Raw genomic sequence first — 25,693 nt, 5'->3', positions numbered from 1 at the left:
AAATAGTACTGGACAAAAACTGGACAGTTTTTAGTAAATATTTAATTATCAGATAATTAACACAATAAGGTTCGTCTTCTCAATAATTGTAGGTAGGTTGCGTTTTTCAGGAATCTATACTTGGTAATATTTAGTTAGTAAGGCTTTCTGGTAATTGTTCTATGATTTGATAGGTACTAAAATTTAGAAAGTTTCCAGGATGCGCCAATACATTTTGTAGAATGAAAGGTGTATCTGGATTGGTTCCTGAATATTGTGTACTTCCATCCATATTGGCATCGTTGGTATCGTAACCACTAACGGCATAGGTTGGAAAGTTTAAGAAGTTTCCAGCATCATTTAATACGGAAGCTAAAATTTTAGTCACATCTGGATCTGTTCCTGAATATTGAACAAATGTATCTTCATTTGCATTTCCTGTCCACATCCCAACAAAATTCGTTGGCATTCCAAAGGTCGTTTGTGCATTGATTCCATAGGTAATTTGGCTGCTCTCATTTGTAAAATCTACGGAAGTGACAGCAGTCGTTAGCGCAACCGTATTGAACGTCATAACACCTAAATGGTTTCTATGTTTTATCACGATATGATAGTCACCCACATTTTGATTAAAACCGAGTTCAGAAATTCCATCTACAGTTACCACATCTCCATCACGTTGTAGCAATGCTGATTGTGCATCTATTATCAAAGTATTATCGGTAGCATCGCGCAATTCTACCCAAATCCAATCGACAATAGCATCCGTTCCTGTAGTATTGAAAACAGCGGCATCACAGGTTGCGTTATCACTGTACGGACTTGTTGTTGGTATGAGAGAAGCAGTTCGTAAATCATCACGCATCAGCGTTTCTTCTCCTGTAATTGGATTTAAAGCAGCGCCTTGCAAATATACTTTTGGAGCAATTAGAATAATATCACAACTTACATCATTATAACTAGCTTGTGCATCTTTTTGCCAACTGCTGTAATTACCCATTCCTGCGGTAGCTGCTGCGGCATCGTCCACTTTAATACAAGTTAGATTTGGATTCCCATACACTTCAAATTGCGTCATACTCGTATTGTATCCATTTGCAATATTTAAACTTGTGAGTTGATTGTCATGAGCGAATAAATAGTTAAATACTGGATGTTGACTAAAATCTAAGCTTGTGATTTGATTTTCAAAACATTCTAAGCCTTGTAGAATTGGATTTTGAGTAATATCCAGACTCGTTAACTGATTTCTTGAACAATCTATATAGTAAAGGTCTGGATTTTGAGTTACATCAAGCGCTGTTAAATTGTTTCTATCTAAATCCAATTCGATAAGATGTATGTTTTGAGTTACATCTAATGTTGATAAGTTATTGTTGCTACATGATAAAGTCATCAGCGCAGTATTTTGAGTGACATCCAAACTCGTCAATGCTCCATCTAAAAACACCAAGGTTTCTAAGAGTAGGTTTTGACTCACATCGATGCTTTCAAATAAACCTTTACGAACAATGAGTGTTTTAAGTGCGGTAAAATCTTCAATTCCTGTCATATCCGCAATCAAATCATCGTTGGAAGGAAATGGCCCCAAAAATATGTTCAATGAAGTTACGTCTACTATATTGGCTGTGGTTACATAATTGTCATTGTCTATTCCGTTACCATAATTAAGATTTTCTAAATAGGCTTCAAAATTAGCATCGGGCACATAGGTTTCATCACAATGTTCGCCATAGGAAGCTGTTGTGTCTTTTAGCCAATCTGGAGTACTTAGATATGAAGCGTTTTCATCATCGACATTGATACAAGTTAGATTTGGATTGTTGGTCACATCAAAATAGCTGATATTTATAGTATTTCCATTTTGAACATTCAAACTTGTTAATTGATTGTTTTGCACTTCAATTGCTCCCAATGCAGTATTCGTAGAAAAGTCGATATGTTCTAGTAAATTGCCTTGCGCTATAATTGCTGTCAAAGCCGTATGTTGACTTAAGTCTATTGTGGTAATCTGATTGTTACTAAAGACTAAAAATGTCAACCCCGTATTATTCGTTAAATCAACAGTTGTGACTTGATTATCGCTAAAATTAAGATTGTTTAAAGTTGTGAAATCTTCAATTCCCGTAAGGTCTGCTATGTTTTGATTGTAGATTTGTAAGCTCGTTACATTTTCTATATCATCTGTATTTACATAATCGTCGTTGTCAATTCCATTCCCCATACTCGTTTCATCTCCAATGCTTACTGTATTTCCGCTAGCATCATGAGTTTCTAGATAGTTTTCAAAATTATCGTCGGGTACATAGGTTTGCCTACAGTCTTCATTAAAGAATGTGTGTGCATCTTTCGCTACCCAATAGGTATTGGCATGCGTGACATCATCTACTGAAACACAACTTAAATTCGGATTGTTTGTTGACTTAAAGTTAGTTATGCTTGTCGTATTTCCATTTTTTAGATTGATCGTTGTTAAGGCATTGTCTGTAACTTCTACAGTTTTAAGCAATGTATTTAAGGAAAGGTCTAGTGTTTCTAATTGATTATCGTTGCCTATAAAATGCTCTAGATTGGTGTTATGCGTAAGATCTAGAGTAGTCAATTGATTATTGACTGCATTCAATGATTGTAATGCTGTATTTGTTGTTACATCCAAACTTGCCAATTGATTGTTACTACAATCTAAGTCTATTAGCATCGTATTCTGACTCAAATTTATGTTCGTCAGCATATTGTCTTGACAGCCAATCGTTGTAATTAGGGTATTTTGAGAAAAATCGAGACTCGTCAATTGATTGTTTCCTACCACAAAATAGCTCAATTGCACATTTTGAGATAAGTCTAAATTTGAAATTTGATTGTCTTCAAGATATAAATAAGCTATTGCAGTATTATTTGTAAGATCGAGACTCGTTAATTGATTATCATTAACAGCTAAGGTATTTAATAGTACATTTTGAGTGATATCTAGACTTGTAAGTTGATTATCAAAACAATTGAGATCAATTAAGGCAGTATTTGCAGTAACATCTAAATTCTGAATTTGATTGCGAGAACAATTTAAGTTTGTAAGCGCTGTAAAATCTTCAATTCCAACAAGACTTACAATTCCTTCATTAGGAACATTTAGATTCGTTACGTTTTCTATATGAATAGTAGATACAGAATTATCGTTTGCAATACCATTTCCCATACTTGTTGGATCGCCTACAAGAACTGCATTTCCAGCTGCATCATGGGTTTCTAAATAGTTTTCAAAATTTGCATCGGGGATATTTGTCTGGCGACAATCTGTAGTAAAAAATGATTGTGCATCAATATCACTCCATTGATTTGTGGAATAGACTCTATCATCTACTTGAATACAACTTAAGTTTGGGTTATTGGTCGCATTAAAAAAGGTGACATTCGCATTATTTCCATTTTTCATATTGACTGTTGAGAAATCATTATTTCTACAATCTAAATACGTGAGGTTCGTAAGATTACTTAGGTCGAGTTCTCCCGTAGTTCCTGAATTATGAACTAATACTTGACGAAGCAATGTATTGTTAGAAAGATCAATAACATCTGTTAGCGTTGGTATTGTGAATGCCCATAATACTTCTAAAGCGGTATTGGTACTTACATCCAGACTGGTCAAACTTGTATTATTGATTCTGATGTAATCTAAATTCGTCAATCCTGTTAGATTCACAGAGCTAAGGTTTCCATTACTATGTGCTGTAAAACGTTCTAAATTCGTAAGGTTTGAAACATCAATCGTAGTATTTGTATTACTCTCAATACGTAATCGCGTTAATTCCACAAAATCTTGAATTCCAGTAAAATCTGCAATTCCTCTTCCGCCAACATATAATTGAGTTACCGTATTGATCGCTGTTGTTGTTACATAATTATCATTTTCAACACCATTTCCCATACTTGTAGGATCGCCTGCAGGAACTTCATTTCCGGAAGCATCATGGGTTTCCAAATAGTTTTCAAAATTGTCATCAGGAATGTACGTTTCGCCACAAGTAAGATCATAACTACTTTGCGCATCTTTTACCCAAATATCAGCTAAATAAGATGCTGTTGGATCATCTACTTTGATACAAGTTAAGTTTGGATTTACATCTAATTTACTAGTGGTCAACGCTCCATTGTTTCCGCTTTTTAGGTTTACACGTGTTAATTGATTGGACGAGCAATCAAATTCTATCAATTGCGTATTTGAGCGTACATCTAACTCTGTTAATATATTGTCATTGCAATATAATTCCGTTAGTAATACGTTTTGACTCACATCTAAGTTTACCATATTATTAATGCTACAATGCAATTCCGTTAGTAATACACTTTGACTTAGATCTAAGGTAACAATGTCATTGCTGTAACAATGCAACTCTGTTAATACTGGATTTTGACTTACATTTAAGTTGACGATGTCATTATTGTAACAATGTAACTTTGTTAATACTGGATTTTGACTTACATCTAAGTTTTCGATGTCACTGTCGAAACAATATAATTCCGTTAGCAATACATTCTGACTTACATCTAAGCTTGTTAGTGCATTGTCATGGCAATATAGTTTGGTTAAGGCTGTATTTTGGCTTAGATCTAAACTTGTGATACTTGTGTTAGCGCAATCTAATTCTTGCAATCCAGTAAAGGCTTCAATACCTGTTAAATCATCAACACTATTGGAATCACTTACATCTATAGCCGTAATAGTTGCTGCTCTATGATTTAATATATTAGAACCAACGATTGCACCGTCTAATTCTGGAATTAGTTGTAATCTTTCTACAAAATTATTGTCGAGAATTTCTGTTAGTGCACAATCTACATCGCTAAATAATATAGGATTTACAAAACTCCAGTTCTCCCGTGAGTATACAGGATCATCCACTAATATACAAGCCAAATTGGATGATGCATCACCAACAATAATGTCGGTAATATTGATGTTGTTTCCGTTTTTTATATTTAGAGACACTAAATTTGGGTTCGTATCTACTCTTAGGATGGTTAATGCTGAATTTTGAGAAAGGTCTAATGCGGCAACATTGATTCCAGAAGCATACAATGCTGTTAGGTTGGTATTCGCTGTGAGATCTAAGTTAGTTAAATTGGTGTCTCCACAAGATAACTCCGTTAATACTACATTTTGACTTACATCTAAGCTTGTTATATTGGTATTAAAACAACGTAACTCTGTTAGTAATACATTCTGACTAACATCTAAACTTGTTAGTATATTGTCATGGCAATATAGTTTGGTTAAGGCAGTAAGTGTTTCAATATTTAAACTTGTAATGCTCGTATTAGAGCAGTCTAATTCTTGCAAACCCAAAAAATCTTCAATACCTGTCATATCATCAATACTTGATGTATTACTGATATCTAAGGTTGTAATCGTTTCAATTTTATGCGTTAGGAATATGTCGTTAACAAACGAATTGGCTACTTCAGGTTTAAGTTGTAACTTTTCTTGAAAACGAGGATTAGGAACTGTTGTTACTCTGCAATCGATATCACTAAATAAAGTATAGTTTGCAACAACCCAGTTCTCCCGTGAATATGCAGGATCATCTACTAAAATACAAGATAGATTGGACTCGGTACCGCCCGTAAAAATCTCTGTAATATTTGTGTTGTTCCCGTTTTTTATATTTAGCGCTGTTAAATTAGGATTTGAACTTACTCTTAGCACGGTTAATGCTGAATTTTGAGAAAGGTCTAGTTCGGAAATATTGGTACCAGAAGCATTTAACGTTGTTAGGTTGGTATTTGCTGTGAGATCTAAGCTCACTAAATTGGTATTTTCACAATTCAATGTTTCTAACTGTGTAAGCGCACTTAGATTTACGGTAGTAATGTCTGTACCTGCACAATTCAAATTTATTAATGAAGTAAAATCTTCAATTCCTGTGAGATCTAAGATATCTCCAATAAGATCTAATGTCGTTACGTTTTCAATATTTGCTGTAATTACATAGTTATCATTGGCAATTCCATTTCCCATACCATTGGTTTCTAGCGCAGTTTCGAAATCAGGATCTGGAATATTTGTTTCTCCACAATGCGTTCCAAAGCCAGATAATGGATCCAGATCCCACTCTGCAAGAAAACCTTCCGCCGTATTATCTACATTGATACATATGGGATATTGGTTGTTTTGTACTCTAAAAGTATCGATCCCAACATTGTTTCCGTTTTTTATGTGTATTGCTCGAAATGAATTGTAGCTCGCCAATACACGAGATATTGCTGGATTTGTATTTAAAGAAAGACTTTCAAGCGCATTGCGATCACATTCTAATATTTCCAGTGCGGCAAGTCCGGTAACATCAATGGTTTGTAATACATTGTCGTTAGCATATACCCTTTTTAAATTTAGGTTGCTCGTTAAATCTAAATGTACCAATTGTAATGCATTGCAATTGAGTTCTTCTAATGCGGTGAAATCTTCAATTCCTGTTAAATCGCTGATGTTAGAAGTATTTGAAACGTTTTCACCAGCAGGTCTATTCTGTACATTAAAACTTAGAACGGTTACGTTTTCGATATTGGCAGTCGTTACTAACTGATCGTTTGCAATTCCATTCCCCATACCGTTGGCTTCCAAAAAAGCTTCAAAATTAGCATCGGGAATCGTGGTTGTTTGTGCAATAGCAATATGACTAATAAAAGTCGCTAAAAGAATAAGAAGGGATTTTTGTTTCATTGCAGATTTGTTTTTTGAACAAGACAAACCTACAGGTAAATCCACTAATAATGTGCAAATAACACTGGACAAAAACTGGACAGTTTTTAGCATATATTTAATTTTCAACGGATTAACACAATAAGGTTCGTCTTGTTTATATTCATAGTTAGATTCCATTTTTCAGGAATTTACAATTGGGAATATTTTAGTTATTAAAGTTTTCTGGCAATTGTTCTATGATTTGATACGTGCTAAAGTTTAGGAGATTTCCAGGATGCGCCAATACATTTTGAAGGATGAAAGGCGTATCTGGATTTGTTCCTGAGTATTGACTGTTTCCGTCCATATTGGCATCGTCTATTTTATATCCAACAACACTATAGGTAGGTAAGTTTAGGAAGTTTCCAGCATCATTCAGCGCGGTTGCCAAAATAGTTGGCGTATCAGCAGTTCCTCCTAGGTATTGAATTGCAATATCTGCATTTGTGTTTCCTGTCCACATAGCAACGATTCCACTTGGCATTTCAAAGGTCGTTTGTGAATTACTTCCGAATGTAATTGGATTGCTAGTGTTTGTAAAATCTACGGAAGTGGTCACAGCAGTTAAAACAATTGTATTCATTGTCATGATTCCCAAGTGATTTCTGTGCTTTAGTGCCACATAGTAATTCCCTGATGGAACGTTGAAATTCAGATTCGAAATTCCGTCTACAGCTACGACATCACCATCACGTTGCAGCAATGCAGATTGACGTGCTTTGATTGCTGTATTGATGGTTGTATCTCTGAGTTCTACAAAAACCCAATCGACAATTGCATCAGCTCCTGTAGTATTAAAAATAGTAGCATCACAGGTTGCGTTATCACTATACGGACTTGTGGTTGGCAACATTCCTGCTACTCTTAAATCATCACGCATCAACGTTTCTTCTCCTGTATTTGGATTTAAAGCGGCTCCTTGTAAAAATACTTTTGGTGAAATTTCAATAGCACAACTGACATCATTATAAACAGTGTGATCATCTTTATTCGTCCAAAAACCTGTAGAATAGCTAGCATCATCCACGACTACGCAGGTTAGATTTGGATTTTCGTAAATCTCAAAATTTACAATATTCAGATTCGCGCCATTTGCAGCATTTAAACTTGTCAAGGCATTGGTTTGGCAAAACACATATTCTAAGGCTGTATTTTGACTCAAATCCAAACTCGTTATTTGATTTTCTACACAGTCTAATTCTTCTAATAAAAGATTTTGGGATACATCTAAACTTGTAAGGTTGTTGTTGTAACAATACAATGATTGCAATGCTGTAAAGTCTTCTATTCCTGTGAGATCGGCAATATTTTGATACGGAATATTGAGCGTTGTTACTGTTTCTATTTTTGAAGTGAGCACCAAACCATCATTAGGAATTCCATTTCCCATATTATTACTTTCTAAATAGTCTTCAAAATTAGCATCTGGCACATGCGTAGTCTCATAACAGTTTTCTCCATAAGAAGATGCATTGTCTTTAAAAGGCCAATTTCCTTGTGAAAAAGCAACATTATCGACATTGATACATTCCAAATTTGGATTCCCAGTTGCGTTAAAAAAGATTGGAGGAATGTTGGTGTTGTTTCCGTTTTTGATATCTAAAAACGTTAGTTGATTGTTGCTCACATGAAATGAATAGATTTCTGGGTTTCCAGAGACATCAATACTCGTAAGGTTATTATTTCCAATTCTAATCGTTCTAATTACAAGATTATTGCTGAGATCGATACTGTTTAAACCTGCATTTTCTAACCGCAGTGTTTTTAATGCTGGATTATTGGAAAGATCAATGGTGCCAATTGTGTTGTCATCTCCTCGTATTTCTGTCAATGCGATATTTGTTGTCACATCAATATTTGTAATGTTATTTCCTTCATAATCTAAGGTCAACAACGCTGTTAAACCAGTGATGTCTATGCTGGTTAAGTCATTAAATTCCGCATCAATATTTGTTAGATTTGTATTTGCTGTCAGATCTAAACTTACCAAGTTATTACTGGAAACGTCCACAGATGTTAAGTTGAGATTGTTTGAAAGATTGATAGCGGAAAGTGTATTTGTTTTTACATTTAAAATTCTTAATGCTTTAAATCCTTCAATACCTGTTAAATCGGAAATGCTTAAGTTTTTCACATCTAAATCTATGATTATATCTATGTTCGCAGTGGTCACGTACATATCATTAGCAATTCCATTTCCCATGCCATTGTTTTCCAGATAGTTTTCAAAATTAGCATCGGGAATGTATGTTTCATAGCAATGTGCACTAAAAGCTGCCTCCGTGTCTTTTAGCCAAGTAGACATATAACTTTCCGTTTCATCGTCTACATTGATACAGGTCAAAGCTGGATTTCCAGTAGCCGTAAACTCAATAATTGCATTATTCCCATTTGCAATATTTAGAAAGTCTAAATTATTATTGTTAGCATTTACTTTTTCTAATATTGTATTCGGAACTAAATCTAATGTTGTTATTTGATTGTCCGGAATAGAAAGTTCTTTTAAAGCTGTGTTTACAGTGATGTTTACACTTGTGAGATCATTATTATCGGCAATTAAATATGCTAAATTTGGACATTGGGTTACATCTAAGTTTGGCAAATTGTTTTGAGAAAAGTTTAGATGTTCTAAGACTGTATTTTGAGTAAGATTTATAGAACTTATGCCGTTATTACTACAATTTAGTTCAAGTAGATTTGTATTTTGAGTAACATTTAGCAGCGTTAAGTTATTTTCAGAACAATCTAAATTTACGAGCGCTCCGTTATGAATAAGGTTTAAATCTGATAAATTATTATTTTGACAATACAGATTGATCAACGCGTTGTTTTGAGAAATATCTAAGTCATTGAGTACGCCATCTTCAATGTGTAGTGTTTCTAAGAGACTGTTTTTACTGAGGTCAACACTCGTGAATAGATTATTACTACAGTTTAACGATTGTAGACTTGTAAAACTTTGAATCCCTGTTAAGTCTGAAATGTTTAAGTTGGACACATCCAACGTGATGACTCCAGCAATGTTCGTTTTGGTCACAGTATCATCATTCGCAATTCCATTTCCCATGCCATTGCTTTCTAAATAAGCTTCAAAATTATCATCTGGCACATAAATACATTTGTTATTATCTGTCATACGACTGCATTGTTGTGGCGCCGAAAAGACACTCATTGTATAGTTAGCCGCATCAATATCATCTGCAAATAATACAAATTTAGACACGCCAGGTCCTAAATTATAATGCATAATATTATCTGTGTTGATTACATGGGCTAGTTGGTGTGTGTGTCCTAATTCGTGTAAAGCCACCGATTTAAAATCGTATTGCGACGGATTTGGGATTCCATCTCCATAGTAAAAATAAATATCGTCATTCCAAGTAATGTCCATTTCTCTGGCAAACGCATTTCCTGTACCTGTGCATATATTTGTGGATCTTGTCACGACTTGCCCAAGAACGCCTGTTGGCAATTCACTACCATTATCAAAACGTACAATATTAATTCCATCATCTGCTACGACGTCCACTGCTGTCGTGGCTCCAAATTCAAAATTGATTCCGCTTTCACAATTCCATAAGTCAAAAGCTTCTTCAAAGTATGGTTTTGCGGCACTTGTATTAAAATCATCATGATATGTAAAAGCAAAACTTCCATTAGTCGTTTCTATCGTAGTTGGATATGCCACGTTTGAAGTTGAAATCGCATTGGTATGACTGTACGGTATTGTAAGTGTGTCTGTACTTGTTGTTGTTCCATCAGCATTCATGACCTGAATCGTTCCAGTTCCAGCAGTATGAGGAACCTCAACTACGATTGATTCATCACTCCACATAATTATCTGAGAATCCAGCGCGGCAACATGCGTAGCGCCTCCGTCATTGGCTCTTGAAAATAATACCTGTCCTGCAGCAGTTCCGAAATCTGTTCCGTTTATAGTAAGCGTAGATTTTGTTCCTGCGGTTATCGTTGTAGGCGCAAAACTTGATATTGTTGGCGCTACCATCAATACATTCATGATTGGAGTTGTTGGTCTTTCTTGAATGATTGCCATTCGTTTTTTGGTAGCTTGTTCTAGTGTAGGATATAAATCGTTTGTAATAGACTGATACCTATCAAATACACCGAATGCTTTATTGGTTGCACGATCATATTTTATATATCCTTGCGCAGCAGCAACCATTGTATACGTAGTCTGCTGAATGTTAAATGTATGATTGGAGTTTTTTAGAAAAAACACACCTTCATATCCATTTTTTAAGTTTGCTGTACTAGAAACTTCTTGAAGTTGATTGTCAACTTGTCCGCCTTGTGTTTCAATAAAAATTGTCCTTGCGGTTGTTCCTTTGGCATTTTTATATACCGAAATTTCATGAATGGTATATATATTTTGATGCGGCGTATCCCAATAGCTTTCGCTGCTGATCACTTTTCCTTCCACAATCAATGTGGCTTCGTTTGTTCTTTCCTGCATCGAAACAGGTTTCATTAATGAATTACATTCTTGGGCTTGAAAATGCAACGAGATGAATAAGGTAAATAGTAGTAGGTATTTTTGTTTCATAGTAAGTTTAGATTAAAACAGTATAAACCTACGGGTAAAACAAGTGATTACAGTTACATGTTGCTAGACAAAAACTGGACAGTTTTTAATAAATATTTAGTTTTCAGCGGATTGCTCTAAAAAGTGAATTATGTCAATATTTTTATCAAGTGACAGTTTTTTTCGAAGTCTGTATTGTGTTTTTAATACACTATCATTGGAAACTCCCGTCATATTTGCAATTTCTTTGGTTTCTAAGCCTAGTTTTTTTAGAATTAAAAAACGAATTTCAGACTTTGTGAATTGAAAATTAGCGTCTTTTATATCCGTTAGAAAATCAGGAAAAAGTAATTCAAATTTGTCTCTAAAATGTACCCAATCATCATCGGTCAGAATTTTTAGTTTTAAGATCTCTTGCTTTGCTTTGATGCGTTCTTCGGCATTGGTACTATTTTTAAGTTTATTAAAAGCATTCGTAATTTGTTCTTTTTCTCGTACTAATGCTTTATTCTCTAATTCTAGGACACGTTTTTTGTATTTGAAATCTCTTTTTACTAAAAATGCAATTATAGAACTGAGAATCAGTGTGATGATTAAAAGCGCAAAATATATTTTTTTCTTGGAAGATTCATTGTCTGCAACCAATTCAATTTTTCTTTTTTCTTGTGCAAATGTTATACTATCGGCCAATTTTTCTTTTTCAAATACATACTTTAATTCCTGTGCTTGAATCTTCTTTATCGTTTCTGCATTTATCAGTGAGTCCGAATATTTTTTATACAATACATAATCGTCTAGGGCAGCATTGAGATTGCCCATTTTTTTGTGTAATCTGCTTCGTCTTCTTAAAGCCGCAGCAATACGATGTTTTAAACCTTCTGACATACTTATAGAAAGGGCTTCGTTTGCATAACGAATTGCTTCTTTATAGTTGCCTTTACGGTAATATGTTTCTGAGATACTATTGTTAATTATAATTAATCGACTCTTATCATGATTGGGTTTCGAAAAATGGTTTCTTGCTTCTTTGAATTTAGAAAGCGCACTGTCATATTTTTTTTCTTTCAATAATACCAATCCAAGACTTTTCTGGATTCCATAATATCTATTTATATATTTTAGGGTATCGTCTTTGTATCCTATGGCAAATAGTTTTAAAGCTTTATCATAATAAAATCTGGCGGAATCCATTTGTTGCATAGAACGATATACGCCGCCTATTTCATGATAACTTCCAGCTGCATCTGCATAATTATGTACGCCTTCCCAAATAGAAATTGCTTTGCGAAACTCAACTATAGCTGCTGGAAATTCATATTGAAAAAGTTTTGCTGTACCCAAATTGTGATGAACAGTTGCCACATGCTCTGGCTCTGACGATAATCGTAATGCTTTATAGTAATTGGTAAATGTGTTCTTATAATTTCCCTTTCTTCGTTCTACAGCACCTAAAACTCTATACGCTACAGCCAACTGATGATTGGAGGAATACGCTTCGTTTTCTATAAAATCAATGGCTTTTAGCAAGTAATCTTCGGCACTATAATTATCACGTCCAAATTGATATTTTCCTAAGTCTAGTAATGTTTCTACCTTTATAGAATCTGATGGAGCGTTATGCAGTTTTTCTTGTAATCGTACAAGTGTAGTATCTATTTCTTGAGAAGTAGCTGTAAAAGAAATACACAGCATAAAAACAAATAAGACATTTTTCATGGTTTAAAATTACCTAATCTAATTGATTATAGAACATCATTTTTCAGTATTTATGTGTAAAAATGATTGTTTACTCTAAAAAGTTAATAATATCGGTAGTTTTATCAATAGCCAGTTTTTTTCGAAGTCTGTATTGCGTTTTTAAAACGCTATCATTGGAAACACCAACCATGTTCGCAATTTCTTTGGTTTCAAGATTTAATTTTTTAAGCATTAGGAATCGTTTTTCAGATTTTGTAAAATGATACTCTGAAGCCGTCAACGTATTTAAAAAATTAGGATAGAGCAATTCAAATTTATCTCTAAACCGAATCCAATCATCATCAATTAAAATTTTGAGCTTTATAATTTCTTGTTTTGCTTTGATGCGTTCTTCATCACTAGGACCATTTTTGAGCTCATGTAGCGCCGTTTTTATTTGTTCTTTTTCTTGTAATAAGACTTTGTTTTCTAATTCAAGTAGTCGTTTTTTATACTTTAGAAAGAGCACAATGATAACACCTAAGATCAATGTAATTATAAAAAGAATACAGTATATTTTTTTCATGTCTACAACACTACGAAAAACAGCGCGTATCTTTAATATTGGCAACTAGACAAAAACTGGACAGTTTTTTGTAAGTCTTTAGTTTTGAGTAGAATGCTCAAGAAAACTGATGATTTCAATGGTTTTAGCAATGTCAAGTTTCTTGCGAAGTCTGTATTGTGTCTTTAATACACTATCGTTAGAAACTCCTGTCATATTTGCAATTTCTTTGGTTTCTAAGTCTAATTTTTTCAGTATTAAGAATCGGATTTCTGACTTTGTGAATTGGAAATTACTGTCTTTTAAAAGATTGAAAAAGTTAGGATGTAGCAATTCAAATTTATCTCTGAAATGTAACCAATCGTCGTCGGTAAGAATTTTTAGTTTTAGTATTTCTTGCTTTGCTTTGATACGTTCTTCAGCATTTGTACTATTTTGTAATTGATTGAAGGCTTTTGTGATTTGTTCTTTTTCTCGCAATAAAGTTTTATTCTCTAATTCAAGCAGCCGTTTTTTGTATTTAAAATCTCTTTTGACTAAAAAAGCAATAATAGCACTCAATATAAGTGTGATGATAAATAGAATAAGATATATTTTTTTCTTCGCAGATTCGTTATCGGCCAATAACTGTACTTCTCGTTTTTCTTGTTGAAATTTAAACTTTAATTCTAATTCCTGAATCTTCTTCGTATTATCTATATTAAATAATGAATCTGAATAGCTTTTGTATTTTCGGTGTGAAAAATAAGCCGATTTATAGTTTTCTAGTTTATACCATAACCTGCTTTTCTTGCCATACGCAAATGCAATTCTGTCCTTGAATCCTTCTTTTTTAGACAGTTTTAAAGCTGAATCTATATATTTTCCTGCAATTCGATATTCTTTCTCTTTATAGTAAATGTCTGATGCCTTTATATAATTGGTCACCAAGTTTAACTTTTCATTGTTCTTTTTAGCTATCGCAATATTACTTTGATTCAGTTGCAAAGCTTCTTCTACCTTATTCATTCTTAGATAGAGTAACACCAAGAAATTATTGACTTGTTGTAGACCTTTGCTATCATTGATAGCTACAAATATATCTTTGCATTTTTTATAATAAATTTCGGCAGAATCTAGCTTTTTTAGCGCTCTATAATTGCTTCCTTTCATGAGTAATGCTAATGCAATTCCTTCTTTATTATTGATGGATCTATTGAGTTGTAAAGATTTGTCATAATTAGAAAACGAAGCCGTAAAATCTTTTTGAAATTTATGAACGGTTCCTATATTATGATACACATCGGCCATGTTTGCCGTATCTTTTTCTCTTTCAAAAAAGTCCAACGCAGTTAGGTAATGTTTGATGGCTGCTGCATGTTCACTTTTTCTTCGTTTTAAGACTCCTAATTGAATTTGAATTAAAGCTTTGTAATGATCTGTAACAGCGTTTTTATTTTTTTGTGATAGATCAAAAGCTTCTGTAATGATATATTCTGCTCTGCTAAAATTATGATCCAATTCATATTCGCCCAGCACAAGCATTGCTTTTATCTTTTCTGTCTCTGAAGTTGAATTTGCTAACTTTTCTTCTAGTTGTACCAGTGTAGTATCTATTTCTTGTGAAAAAGAAAAAGTGGTAAAAAGTAATACCAAAAGAAAGCAGGAGTATTTCATAGATTGCAAACATACAAATAAAGAAATAGTGTTTTCTAAATAACTATAAAACCTGTTTATATTTAATGTGAGTTCAAAGTAAGAATCATTAATATTAAACAGCTTGTTAGTTCGAGCGCAGTCGAGAACACTAGAAAAACATACATTTCAATTTAATCTCGTGAGCTACGCTCGGTATTTACAATAATGCTCGATTTGACATTTTGTGTAATTCTCTTAAAATCAATTGGATAAATATAGATTTATCAAACTCACATTAAATATAAACAGGTTTTAAAAATTACTTTTTATTTGATTGTTAGTTTTCTGGCAACTGTTCCGTGATTTGATACGTACTAAAGTTCAAGAAGTTTCCAGGATGTGCCAATACATTTTGTAAGATGAGCGGCGTATCCGGACTTGTCCCTGAATATTGTGTACTTCCATTCATATTGATATCATTTACATTGTATCCGCTTACGGCATACGTTGGGAAATTCAAAAAGTTTCCGGGATCGTTTAGTATTTCCGATAAAACAGAAGGTGTATCTGGTGTGGTTCCTGAGTATTGTACAACCGCATCATTATTCGTATTTCCAGACCACATCGCCACTACTCCACTTGGCATTCCAGAAGTCGTTTGCGCATTGTTTCCAAAGGTAATTTGACTGCTTGCATTGCTAAAATCAGCAGAAGTTGTATTGATTAATAGCGCTGTTGATGTCATGATTCCTAAGTGATTTCGGTGTTTTACAGCTATAAAATAGTTATCTGTACCAGCATTGAAAGACAGTACCGAAACTCCATCAGTAGCTACAATATCTCCATCTCTTTGTAACAATGCTGATTGACTGTGTAAAACGGATGTATTATCATTTTTATCTCTTAATTCTATCCAAATCCAGTCTACAATAGCATTTGCTCCAGTCGTATTGAAAACACTTGTATCACAGGTTAATCCGTCTCCATATGGTGAAGTCGTTGGTATTAGACTTGCTATACGTAAATCATCTCTCATGAGATTTTCTTCTCCCATGTTTGGGTTTAAAGCGGCTCCTTGTAAATACACTTTTGCCGCAAGAAAGATTCCGCAGGATTGTCCACCATCCGTAATATCCCAATTGTATGGCGCTGATGTTAGTGTTTCTCTGGCATCAAATGCTAAACAATAGGTAGCATCCGCATCGAATCGTACATTTGTTTGTAGGCCCGTTTCTCCAGCATCAATAGTAGCCCAACCAATTAAAGTATTGTCATAATTTTGTTGAGACATTGCTGAGCCTGTTAAGAAATTTACAAAGGTATCTACAGTACTAATATCCCACGAAGATAAATCTTGATTAAAATTACGCGCGCCATCAAACATTTCATTCATAAAGATGACATTAGATACATCCCAATTGTTCATGGGTTGATTATATCTTAATGCTCTATCAAACATAAAATGCATTCGATCTGCCTTACTAACATCCCAAGTGTTTAAGGATTGATTGAAATTAAGAGCAGATTGAAACATCTCAGACATATCAATAAAACCAGTTACAAATTCACCAATATTCCATTGTGAAATATCCTGATTAAAACGTGTTGCACTTTTAAACATTCCTTTAAAATTGGTTACATTCCCTACATCCCAAGTTGAAATATTTCCGTTAAAACGAGAAAGGTTAAACATCGCCGACATATTTGTAATGGTAGACGTATCCCAATTGGAAAGATCTGCGGTTTCGATTTGTTTACAAATCACAAACATTCTAGACAAATCTGTAGCTTGGCTCAAGTTAGGACTATCTGTTGCATTGATTGCCATAAACTCACAACCACGAAAAGCCTCTTTCATAGAAGTCCATTCTTGTGCTCCCCATTGTTCAATAGATTTTATTTTGTCTTTATCACCTGTTCCATTAAAATAGATTCTTGGAAAGTCTCCTATCACGCTTACCGTGTAGATTCCTGCTGTTGTATAAACATGTGTTGCACTTCCTGTAAATCCAGATTCTATAATTCCATCTCCCCAATCTACAACATAATTATATCCTGATCCTGTAGTTGGAATCGTAATATTTTCATTCGCTGTGGTGGTTTCCCAAGTAGTGATAAAAGCATTTGTAAAATCACAATTTTGTCCGCCATCCGTAATTGCCCAATTGTACGCAGTACTGGTAAGTATGTTCCTTGCACTCAGACCTAAACAATATTCTGGTGCTGCGGCAAAGATGATATCTGACGGAATATCGTCGTCTCCATCAGTTGCATTCCCACTACTATCTGTTGCCCAACCAATCAGCAATGCGTCATAGTTTTCTGAAGTGAATGCCGTTGCGTTTTGAAACATATTTTCAGCGGTTTCCGTAAACGTTACACTAGTTCCTAAACTACTAATATCCCAATTACTCAAGTCTTGATTAAATGCTGCTGCGTTTTGAAACATGTTGTTCATTCGTTGTACAGCAGACACATCCCAAGTGCTTATATCTTGATTGAAGGCAGTTGTATTGGCAAACATGTATTGCATTTGCTCTACAGAAGACACATTCCAACCACTAATATCTTGGTTAAAATCCTCCGTATTGGCAAACATGGTAGACATGGTAATTGCACTGCTGGTATTCCAACCACTAATATTTTGATTAAATCGAAGTGCGCCAACGAATGTTTGAAGAAAATTACTCACGTTAGCAACATTCCAACCACTAATATCTTCATTAAATACTTCACATCCTCCAAAGGTTGCATACATATTGACAACATTGCTTACATTCCAATTTCCTATTTGATTTTTTAAATCTTCAAAATTGGTAGCGCCTTGAAACATTTGATGAATGCCCATAGTTGTCACTCCGCTAAAATCAGGCGTATCATCTGCATTTAATACGAGATTGCTACAACCTTGAAAAGCTCTGTGCATAATTGTCCATTGGTTTGGTCCCCATTGTTCAATAGTTAACAGCTTATCTTTTGATCCGTTTGGACGAGGCGTTACATTGTCTACTAAAAGGTCATTATTAAAATAAATTCTTGGAAATGTTCCACTAATACTTACCGTATACACATCTGCATTAGTATAGGTATGTGTAGCATCGCCAGTTTGATTGGTATCTACCGTTCCATCTCCCCAATCTACTCTATAATCGTAGGTAGCTCCAGGAAACGTAGGAATTACTATGGTTTCATTAGCACCTACTTGCCATGTAGTGATAAAAGAAACGCTTTCACAGTCTTCTGTTCCACCGTTGATTGTCCAATTATAAGGCATATCGGTTAAAATTTCTATTCCTGCTGCTCCCGGACAATAGGTTGTTGGAGGACCTTCGAATACTATGTCTGAAGGAATATCGTCATCTCCATCCGTAGCATTGCCACTACTATCCGTAGACCAACCTAAAAGCAATGCATCATAATTTTCAGTACTGAATGCCGTAGCATCAAAAAACATAAATTCTGCACTTTCTGTAAACGTCACACTACTTCCTAAACTGCTGATGTCCCAATTACTCAAATCTTGATTGAAAGCTGTGGCATTTTGAAACATTCTGTCCATTCGCTGTACTGAGGAAACATTCCAACCGCTGATATTTTGATTGAATGCTGTAGCGTTTTGAAACATTTTGTCCATTCGTTGTACAGAGGAAACATCCCAACCACTAATGTCCTGATTAAAGGAAGCTGCATCTATAAACATAGCATTCATATTTGTTGCATTGCTGGTATTCCAACCACTAATATTCTGATTAAAAACAGCTGCTCCTGCAAACATCGCAGAAAAATTTTGAACGTTACTAGTATTCCATCCGCTCAAATCTTGGTTGAAGTTTGGATTATTTACAAACATTTGAAGCAAACTAGTAGCTCCAGAAACATTCCAACCACTAATGTCTTCATTAAATAAAGTACAGTTGCCAAAAGTCGCCCACATATTCACCACGTTGCTTACATCCCAATTTCCAATTTGATCTTTTAAATCAACCAAATTACTGGCGTTGGTAAACATTTGTTGTAATCGTATTGTAGAAGTTCCGCCTCTGCTTAAATCTGGACTGTCATCTGCATTTAGGACTAAATTTGTACATCCCATAAAGGCACGACTCATGGTTGTCCATTGATTTGGTCCCCATTGTTCAATTGTTAAGATTTTGTTTTTATCTGCGGCTGCATCATCAAAAAATATTCTTGGAAACGTTCCTCTAATTTTTATTGTGTGAATTCCCGGAGTTGTATAGGTATGCGTCGCATCTCCTGTTTCACTGGTATCAGCTGTATTATCGCCCCATTCTACAGTGTAATCATACGGATCTCCCGAAAACGTAGGAATCGTAATGGTTTCATTGGCAGTTGTGGTTTCCCAAGTCGTAATAAATGAAATAGCATCACAGTCTTTTCCAGCATCCGTGATTATCCAATTATAGGTAGTTCCTGTTAGAAGTCCTCTTTCGGTTTCACTATTACAATAGGTAAGACCTACAGCTCCTAAATTTATATCTGCTGGTATTTGTGTTTCGCCAGCATCTAAAGTTGCCCAGCCAATTAAAGTATTGTCATAATTTTCCATAGACATGGCTGTATTGTCTAGCATGCCTCCCATACTATTTACGCCACTAATATCCCAACTTGCAAGATCTTGATTAAACGCAGTAGCATTCTTGAACATTTCAAAAAGACTTACATTCTCTGATAGTTCCCAATCGTTTAATGGTTGGTTAAAGTTTGTATTATTTCTAAACATAAAGCCCATAAATGTAACATTGCTTACATCCCAATTGTTTATATCTTCATTAAACGAAGAATTTTGAAACATATAACCTGTTTGGGTTATAGTACTTGTGTCCCAGTCATTGATACGTCCTCCATTATCAACCAAAGAACTTGTTCCTTCAAACATATAAAGCAGACTTGTTACACTGCTTAAATCTGGAATATCGGTAGCATTTATCACAATATTGGAACAACCTCTAAAAGCTCTTGAGAAGTTTCTCCACTGAATCGTTCCCCATTGTTCAATAGATAGTATTTTGTTTCTATTGCTGGTAGTAGAATTTTCAAAGCGTATTTGAGGAAATTCCCCCGTAATTTTTACATCATAGATTCCTGCGGTGACATATGCATGGGTTGCTTCTCCTGTTTCAAATGTTATTGGCGAACCATCTCCCCAATCTACATAGTAATTATAAATTATTGGGTTTAAAATGTTCGTTTCTATAGGAATTGTAATCGTTTCGTTAGCTGTGGTTGTTTCCCATTTGGTGATAAAAGGCTCGTCCGTAGGGCAATTAAGACCCGCATCATTCAATGACCAGTTTAAATCATTGTCTAAATAATCATGTTCGCTTACAGCATTGCAATAGGTGAGTCCAGAAGCGCCTAAATTGATGTTTGAAGGTGTATTTGGATTGTTTCGCCAACCCACTAACGTTAAATCATACGAACCGCTGGAAAGTCCTGAACCATTTAGCATATTACTCATGTCCATAGCATTGCTAAGATTCCAATTTCCTAAGTGTGTGTCGAAGTTATTTGCTCCTTGGAACATTGAAGAAAAATTATCTACGTTACTTACATCCCAAGATCCCATTTTGCCTCCTAAATCTTTTAGTGCATTACAGTTTCTAAACATATCTTCCATATTACTTACCAAACTTAAGTCTGGCACATCAGTCGCTGTGATTTTCAAATTTTCACATCCGTAAAAGGCTTGGGCAGTACTCGTCCATTGATTGGCTCCCCATTGTTTAATTTCATAAAGTTTTAATCTTGTTGAGGTAGCGGCAGACAAGTTATTGTATCTAAATCTAAATTCTCCCGATAGTTTCACCTCGTAAGTTCCTGCTTGCGCATAGGTATGTTGTCTATTTCCAGAAACATCGTTATCTACAGTGCCGTCACCCCAATCTACAGTATAACTATTATTATTACCCGTAGCCCCCGTAAACTGAAATCTAATGCTCTCATTATTAGATGTGGTCTTCCATACCATAATAAATTTGTCTTCCTCGGGACAAGCTAAAGTTGCATCTAAAAATGACCAATTATTACTATTTTTTAAACTCGTACGTTCCACTACAGAAGCACAATACTGTAAACCAACTTCTCCTACATTGATATTAGAAGGAATTTGAGTTTCACCCGCATCTAAAGTAGCCCAACCTATTAACGTAGCATCATAATTATCTACAGATAATCCAGAATTATCAAGCATATTAGTCATATCTACAACATTGGAAATATTCCAACTTGCTAAGTTTCGATTAAAATTACTAGCAGATTCAAACATACCATCCATGAATATGTCATTCGAACCTACATTTTCCCCTATGTTCCAGTTGCTTATATCTTGATTAAATGCGTTAGCTTCTCTAAAAAACCATGCAAATCCAGTACAATTCCCTACATCCCAGCCTGTAACATCACCATTAAAATTAGTCGCACCAAAAAACATAAGATTCATAATTCTTATAGCAGACATATCCCAATGAGATAAATCTGGACTCTCTAAAGAGGTACAACCAGCAAACATAGATCCAGTGCTTGTAACTCCAGATAAATCTGGTACATCTGTAGCAAGAAGTCTTAAGTTACTAGCCCCTCGAAATGAAGCAGCCATACTTACCCATTGAATTGTTCCCCATTGATCTATGGACTTGATTTTGTCTTTATCTCCACTATTATTAAAATAAATTCTAGGAAAATCTCCAAAAATTTCAACCGTATGCGTTCCTGCAGTTGCGTATGTATGCGTGGCATTTCCTGTAATATTGGTATCAAAAGTTCCATCTCCCCAGTTGACTACATAGTTATATCCATTGCCATCGGTAGGAATTTCGATACTTTCATTCGCGCTAGTGGTTTGCCAAGTGGTGATAAAAGCTACATCAGAACATTCAGGTCCTGCATCTGTAATGATCCAATTGTATGGTGCATTTTCTAACATACTTCTTTCATTGTATGCTTGACAAAAAGAGAGTCCAAACGCGCTAAAAGTAATGCCCGTAGGAATTTGAGTTTCCCCGTTTTCTAGAGTTGCCCAACCGATCAATGTAGCATCATAATTTTCTAGTGATAGATCTGAATTATTAAGCATGCCATCCATATCGGTTACGTTTGAAATATCCCAATTGGCTAAACTTTGATTAAAATTTAGCGCATCTTGAAATATAAAACCTATATCTGTCACTTGGCTTATATTCCAATTTCCTATGGGTTGATTAAAGTCGCTTGCTCCAGCAAACATTCCTCCCATGTTTACAGGTTCATTCGTGTTAATTGTCCATCCTGAAATATCTCTATTAAAATCACGAGCCGAAGAAAACATATTTCTAAAATCTATGACATTACTTACATCCCAATTGGAGATATCTCCATTAAATTTTTCAGCTTCGTTAAACATAAATGTAACAGACCTAATAGAGCTCAAATCCCAGTTGTTCAAATTTGTTGCATTGAAATTTTTACATTTATTAAACATTCTTGATAAATCAGTTACGTTTGATAAGTTAGGGGCATCCGTTGCATTGTACGTCAGGTTTTCGCATCCATCAAACGCATTGAACATATCTCGCCAAGCAATAGTTCCCCATTGTTCAATGGTTTTAATTTTTAATCGATCTCCTGTCTCGTTAAAATAGATTCTAGGGAATAAACCACCTATTCTTACTCTATGTGTACCAGCGCTAGCATATGTATGCGAAATATTTCCTGTAACTGAATTGTCTATTTGCCCATCTCCCCAATCTATATAATACCCATATCCTGGTCCAGCAGTAGGAATTGTAATAGATTCGTTTGCAGTAGTAGTTTCCCAAGTTGTGATAAAAAGACCATCATCAGAAACATTATTACAGTTTAAACCACTATCTATAAAATTCCAATTCGTGGGAGCATTCGCTAATGTTGTTCTTATTGCCTGCGATGCACAATACGTACTGTTATCAAACCTAATATTTAATCCACTTGGAATTTGTGTTTCTCCTGTATCTAGCGTTCCCCATCCAGTCACAGTTTGGTCATAATTACTTGTTGAAACACCTGCTTGTGCAAATATAGCATCTGTCCCTCCTGAGTTTAGATTACTTATATCCCAATTACCAAGATTTTGATCGAATGCACTGGCATCTTGAAACATTCGGGTAAAGGTCTCTACGTTACTAGTATCCCAATTGCTTAAATCTTCATTAAATACATCACAATTACGAAACATTTGTGACATATTTTCTACATTACTCATATCCCATGACCCTATTTTATTCCTATTATCGACAAGAGCATCAGCGTCTTTAAACATTTTATTAGTAGACGTTACATTAGTAAGGTTTGGAGTATCACTAGTATCGAGGATTAAGTTATCACAGCCTTCAAAAGCAGACTCCATAGTTGTCCAAGGGTTATTTCCCCACTTCGATATAATTGTTATCTTCGATTTGTCTGGACTGTTAGAAAAAATTATTCTTGGAAACAAACTTCCGTCTAGTATTCTAATAATATAAGACCCTGCATTTCCAAAAGTGTGCGTTAGGGCTCCTGTAACATTCGTATAAGAAACAGTGGCATTAGGATTAAAAGGAACAACAACATCAACATTATAGTTGTAAGTTAAAGAACCATCAATAGGTATGGTGAAGGTTTCATTTTGAGTAGTGGTTTCAATAAAAAACTCAAAATGTTGAGAATATGCAATATGGGACACACAAAAAAATAGGAATACGCTTAAAAGTAGGTTTCGCATGAGAACAATTTTTATTTTTTGCAAACTTAGGTTGAAAACCAAAAAAAGCATTGTTTTATAAGGTAGCAAATGGTCGCAAATCTTAAAAAAGTAGTACTTTTACAGACTTTATAGAAGTTTTCAATGAAAAAGCAGTCTTATTTATTTTTAGTACTATTTTTTAGTGTAACATTGCTTTGTTACGCTCAAAATAAGCAACAAAAAATTGACTCGCTCACTGTTTTGTTAGAAACAACTTCTTCGGATTCGTTACGTGTTTCGCGTACTATCGATTTAGGAGTTTTAATAGATACTTCTGATCCGATTAAAGCTTCTGAATATTTTAAAAATGCACTGACAATATTAGAGAATGAATATACTTTTTCTGATAAAGCTACACAGCAAGCACTCGCCTACGATTGTTTAGGAATTATTGAACGCAGACGTAATAATTATGATAAAGCATTGCAGTATTACTTGACATCGCTCAAAATTAAAGAAAAAGCCAAAGATTCCTCAAAAATTGGACGTTCGTACCATAATATTGCCATGTTATTTCGTTCACAAAAAAAGTATGACAAAGCCATTTCCTATATGAAGAAAGCTTTGGTAATGCGACGTAATGATAGTTTAGATTATGGAGTATCACTAAACAATTATGGACACTTTTTATATTTAAAAAAAGAACTTGATAGTGCACTTATCGTTTTAGACAGTGCCAAAAATTATTTTACCCAGTCTCTTTATTTATCAGATGTAATAAGATATAAAGCGAAAGTATACAGGTCAAAAAAAATGTATCAAAAAGCTTTTGAGCTTCACAAGCAAAATCTTGTCATTTATAAAAAAGAAGAAAAGATAGAGCGATTGGCTTCTACGATGAAAGATTTAGCTTTTAATGCTCGAAAAATGAATCTATTCGATGCAGCATCAAAATATTTGGACAGTAGTGAAGTATTGGCGACTCAATATGGAAATAAAATATTATTGGGTCGATTGTATTTGGAGCGCTATAAAATTGAACGTGATCAAAAAAATTATAAAAAAGCCTTATCTTTTTACAGGACTTATAAAAGATATAGAGACTCTTCTAGAACCATAGAACAGTCTGAACGTTTTGAAAAATTAGCTTTAGAATTTAAGTTCAAACAAGAAGCATATCGTGATAGTTTACAAGCATCTACAGAGAAAATAGAATTACAAAGAGTTGCCCAATCGCAACGCGCACAAAAACGTTTGTTTGCGGTTTTATTTTTCCTTGCACTACTAGCTTTGGTTAGTTTATTCCTTTTGTATCGATATAAACGAAAAATTAATCTTAGAAATCGTCAAAAACAAGAGTTAGAGACTGAATTGTTGAATGAAAAAGTAAATTTTTTACGCTATAAAACAGAGCGATTGTTGATGGATAATAAGATGCGTATCGATTTTAAAAAAGAACTGCTAGACACCATTAAAGTATTGCAAACAAAAGATAGTAGTTTGGGTGTTGTAGATAGTTATCAAAGCATCTTAATGCAACTTAAAAACCAAATCAGCACTGAAAAACGATTGGATAGTGTCTCCGAAGTCAACAATATGTCGGAAGCTAATTTTGAAATCCAATTGGCCAAACGTTTTCCTGATCTTACCAAAGCAGAACGCGAAATTTGTCATTTAATGTATCTAAATTTAAATCTGAAAGAAATCATGAATGTGCGCAATGCCACACTTTCTTCTATAAAGTCTGCTCGATATCGCATTCGCAAAAAACTAGAAGTTCCTAAAGGCGAAGAATTGGAATTATTTATCAAGAAACTTTTCTAAAAATCACGTAGAAATACGCATACAATGTAATGTGTACACTGTTAAATTTGGAAGTGT

At 34.5% G+C, this 25,693-nt stretch carries 7 protein-coding genes; 1 reads left to right on the top strand and 6 read right to left on the bottom strand.

What is annotated here, in order from left to right:
* Nucleotides 1–130 precede the first annotated feature (130 nt).
* The 6 genes from Q0845_RS19415 to Q0845_RS19390 form a co-directional block, all read right to left on the bottom strand.
* A complete protein-coding gene (locus Q0845_RS19415; RefSeq protein WP_298516769.1) occupies nucleotides 131–6,694 on the bottom strand; it encodes a hypothetical protein in 6,564 nt (2,187 codons plus the stop codon).
* Between the two features lie 187 nt (nucleotides 6,695–6,881).
* Nucleotides 6,882–11,279 (bottom strand): matrixin family metalloprotease, encoded by a 4,398-nt coding sequence (locus tag Q0845_RS19410; protein ID WP_298516767.1) that lies wholly within the window; start codon nucleotides 11,277–11,279, stop codon nucleotides 6,882–6,884.
* 96 nt (nucleotides 11,280–11,375) lie between these two features.
* Nucleotides 11,376–12,974, bottom strand: a complete 1,599-nt coding sequence (locus Q0845_RS19405) for a tetratricopeptide repeat protein (protein ID WP_298516765.1) — start codon at nucleotides 12,972–12,974, stop codon at nucleotides 11,376–11,378.
* 70 nt (nucleotides 12,975–13,044) lie between these two features.
* Nucleotides 13,045–13,521 (bottom strand): hypothetical protein, encoded by a 477-nt coding sequence (locus Q0845_RS19400; protein ID WP_298516763.1) that lies wholly within the window; start codon nucleotides 13,519–13,521, stop codon nucleotides 13,045–13,047.
* A 78-nt stretch (nucleotides 13,522–13,599) separates the two neighbouring features.
* The gene (locus Q0845_RS19395) at nucleotides 13,600–15,156 is read right to left on the bottom strand and encodes a tetratricopeptide repeat protein (protein ID WP_298516761.1); all 1,557 of its coding nucleotides are present in this window, start codon (nucleotides 15,154–15,156) and stop codon (nucleotides 13,600–13,602) included.
* Between the two features lie 298 nt (nucleotides 15,157–15,454).
* Nucleotides 15,455–23,851: a BspA family leucine-rich repeat surface protein gene (locus Q0845_RS19390; RefSeq protein ID WP_298516759.1), complete on the bottom strand. Its 8,397-nt coding sequence runs from the start codon at nucleotides 23,849–23,851 to the stop codon at nucleotides 15,455–15,457.
* 123 nt (nucleotides 23,852–23,974) lie between these two features.
* Between Q0845_RS19390 and Q0845_RS19385 the strand changes: the two genes are divergently transcribed.
* Nucleotides 23,975–25,636 (top strand): tetratricopeptide repeat protein, encoded by a 1,662-nt coding sequence (locus Q0845_RS19385; RefSeq protein WP_298516757.1) that lies wholly within the window; start codon nucleotides 23,975–23,977, stop codon nucleotides 25,634–25,636.
* Nucleotides 25,637–25,693: the final 57 nt, after the last annotated feature.

The sequence above is a fragment of the uncultured Kordia sp. genome, from assembly GCF_947489565.1.
Lineage (GTDB): Bacteria > Bacteroidota > Bacteroidia > Flavobacteriales > Flavobacteriaceae > Kordia.
Note: the sequence above shows the minus strand (reverse complement) of the source record. Positions and strands in the feature narration are given on the sequence as shown.

What these genes read in the sequence shown, in the direction of transcription:
- Q0845_RS19415 (WP_298516769.1), bottom strand. Translation starts at nt 6,694, where the DNA reads ATGAAACAAAAATCCCTTCTTATTCTTTTAGCGACTTTTATTAGTCAT.
- Q0845_RS19410 (WP_298516767.1), bottom strand. Translation starts at nt 11,279, where the DNA reads ATGAAACAAAAATACCTACTACTATTTACCTTATTCATCTCGTTGCAT.
- Q0845_RS19405 (WP_298516765.1), bottom strand. Translation starts at nt 12,974, where the DNA reads ATGAAAAATGTCTTATTTGTTTTTATGCTGTGTATTTCTTTTACAGCT.
- Q0845_RS19400 (WP_298516763.1), bottom strand. Translation starts at nt 13,521, where the DNA reads ATGAAAAAAATATACTGTATTCTTTTTATAATTACATTGATCTTAGGT.
- Q0845_RS19395 (WP_298516761.1), bottom strand. Translation starts at nt 15,156, where the DNA reads ATGAAATACTCCTGCTTTCTTTTGGTATTACTTTTTACCACTTTTTCT.
- Q0845_RS19390 (WP_298516759.1), bottom strand. Translation starts at nt 23,851, where the DNA reads ATGCGAAACCTACTTTTAAGCGTATTCCTATTTTTTTGTGTGTCCCAT.
- Q0845_RS19385 (WP_298516757.1), top strand. Translation starts at nt 23,975, where the DNA reads ATGAAAAAGCAGTCTTATTTATTTTTAGTACTATTTTTTAGTGTAACA.